Source organism: Succinimonas sp., assembly GCF_045225735.1.
Taxonomy (GTDB): Bacteria; Pseudomonadota; Gammaproteobacteria; order Enterobacterales; family Succinivibrionaceae; genus Succinimonas.
Map to the genome: position 1 here is coordinate 1 of NZ_JBGVBR010000268.1, position 2,673 is coordinate 2,673.

The following is a 2,673-nucleotide window of genomic DNA, read 5'->3' on the forward strand; positions in this document are numbered from 1 at the left end:
ATAGTCGAACCTATACGTATAATGGCGTTTGCCCATCATTTTGCGATCCCCTGATAATTTAACGAACTAACTGCTCCTGTTATTCACTTCTAGTACCTTATCTTGGTAGAATTACATGTCGGCGACGTTTTTCGGGATGTCTCCTCAGATGTTCCTAGAGAAGAAATGTCATTTCCCGGAGTCAGCATCCCCGAATAAGAGTTCCCGAAACACTCATAATCCTGTGAACCATACTCCCGGAAATGCAACCGCTTCGTAAAGTTGTTGGGTAATCCCGGGACGGTGAGAATTTTGTAATGGAAGCAGTTAACAAAGAAGCAACTCCGGACACCCCCGTGATCTCCATTCGGGAGGTAAGCCGGATCTTTATAACCAAAAAGGGCACCGTAACCGCTCTTGACAAGGTTTCCCTTGACATCAGAAGAGGGGAGATCTTCGGCATCATCGGCATGTCCGGCGCCGGCAAAAGCACCTTGGTGCGTACCATGAATTTCCTCGAAGTGCCCACCTCCGGCGAAGTCGAAGTGCTGGGCCAGATCCTGAGCCGCTTAAGCCGGGTGGAGCTTAATGCCATCCGGAAAAAGACGGCCATGATTTTTCAGAACTTTAACCTTCTGATGCAGAAGACCGTTATCGACAATGTCTGTTTTCCTCTGATAATCTCCGGGGTATCCACAACCGATGCCCGTGCCACAGCCCTGGATCTCCTTCGTCTCGTGGGACTTGAGGACAAGGCTCAGGCCTATCCTGCCCAGCTTTCCGGCGGTCAGAAGCAGCGCGTGGCCATTGCTCGGGCTCTATCTACAAAGCCGGAGATCCTGCTCTGCGACGAAGCCACCTCAGCACTGGATCCGCAGTCCACAGCTTCAATACTGGAAATTCTCCGGGATATTAACCGCGATATGGGCATCACCATTGTGGTAATCACCCATCAGATGTCAGTGGTTAAGGAGATCTGCACCAGAGTTGCTATCATGGATCAGGGCCGGGTTGTGGAAACGGGCCCGGTGCTGGAAGTCTTCATGAAGCCCCATTCCGAAACCGGAAGACGCATTATTTTTGACGGCACATCCATCCCGCCTCTGGACAGCGATCGCCGCATCAGAGTGGTATTTGAGGGGGAACAGGCCCTGAAGCCAATAATTGCCTCTGTTATTAAGGAGGTTGCTCCGGTAAGCATTTTGTTTGCCGATGTCCAGAACACATCTCAGGGATCTGCCGGACAGGCAGTCTTGGAGCTTCCGGAGGATGAAAGCCTCCGGAAGCGGATCTTCGCTTATCTCCGGGAACAGGGACTTTACTTTGAAGGGAAGGGCGGCCATGTATACACTGACTGATCAGATATTGCAGGGGATCTGGGAAACCGTCTATATGACCATTGCGTCCACGTTTTTCGGATACATTCTGGGCATGCCTCTGGGGTTTATGCTGACCCTTTGTCATAAGAAGGGACTCCGGCCGCACCGCATAATCTACCGCATGGTGGACGTTATTACCAACATTGGCAGGAGTCTCCCCTTTATTATCCTCATGATTCTGGTAATCCCGGTTACAGTCTTTATCGTGGGAAGATCCTACGGTTCCACCGCAGCCATTGTGCCTCTGGTGCTTTCTGCCGCTCCCTTTATTGCCCGGCTCGTGGAATCATCCCTGAATGAGGTGGATCGCGGCGTTATTGAAGCCGCTGAGAGCATGGGAGCCTCCCTGTGGCAGATCATGACCAAGGTAATGCTGGTAGAGGCCCGCACCTCCCTGATTACCGGCGCCACCATCGCGCTTTCCACGATTTTAGGCTACTCGGCCATGGCCGGAGCCATCGGAGGCGGCGGTCTCGGCGCCATCGCCATTCAGTACGGCTATCAGCGTTATGATGCCGGTATAATGTGGATCTGCGTGATTCTTCTCATTGCCCTGGTGCAGATATTCCAGGTGCTGGGCATGTTTATTGCGAGAAAACTGGACAGAAGAATAGTGTAGCTGAGAATAGCGCAGCCGTAACGAATAGCACAGCGAGAACGGCGCCGCATCGGAAAACGGCACTATCAATAAGCCCCCGGATTAACTTTGGAGAACTCATATGAAAAAACTGCTTGTACCCGCTCTGGCAATTCTGCTGGCTGCCTGCGGCTCGGATGATAAAGCCCCGGCTCCCGATAAAGCGACAAATGTTCCGGAAAACCGCATTATCACAGTCGCCGCTTCCCCCACACCTCATGCGGAAATTCTGGAGGAAGCCGCCAAGAATCTGAAAACCCGCGGCATTACAGTGGATATCAAGGTTTTTGATGACTACGTCCAGCCCAATAACGTGGTGGAAAGCGGCGAGATCCTGGCTAACTACATGCAGCATGAGCTCTACCTTCATAACTTCAATCATGACCGGGGCACTCATCTCAAGGTAGCTGGCAGAATTCACTATGAGCCTCTGGGCATTTACCCCGGGAAGAAGAACCGTCTTGAGGATCTGGGGCCGGGAGATCATATCGGCATTCCCAACGATACCACCAATGAAGGCCGGGCGCTCCTTCTCCTGCAAGACAACGGTCTTATTAAGCTGACCTCTGAGGCCGGACTCACCGCTTCGGTGAAGGATGTGGCCGAGAATCCGAAGAATCTGCAGCTGGTAGAACTGGAAGCTGCTCAGCTCCCCCGAGTCAAGGATCAGATGGCCAT

General features: G+C 52.5%; 3 protein-coding genes. All 3 read left to right on the top strand.

Going from position 1 to position 2,673, the window contains the following annotated elements:
* The first annotated feature begins 296 nt into the window (after positions 1-296).
* On the top strand, positions 297-1,337 hold the full coding sequence (locus ACJROR_RS09760) for a methionine ABC transporter ATP-binding protein (protein WP_406546917.1): 1,041 nt from the start codon (positions 297-299) through the stop codon (positions 1,335-1,337).
* Positions 1,321-1,977, top strand: a complete 657-nt coding sequence (locus ACJROR_RS09765) for a methionine ABC transporter permease (protein WP_406038304.1) — start codon at positions 1,321-1,323, stop codon at positions 1,975-1,977. Before ACJROR_RS09760 ends, ACJROR_RS09765 begins: the two co-directional genes overlap by 17 nt.
* A gap of 100 nt (positions 1,978-2,077) precedes the next feature.
* The coding region (locus ACJROR_RS09770) for a MetQ/NlpA family ABC transporter substrate-binding protein (protein WP_406546918.1) at positions 2,078-2,673 on the top strand (596 nt) is incomplete at its 3' end.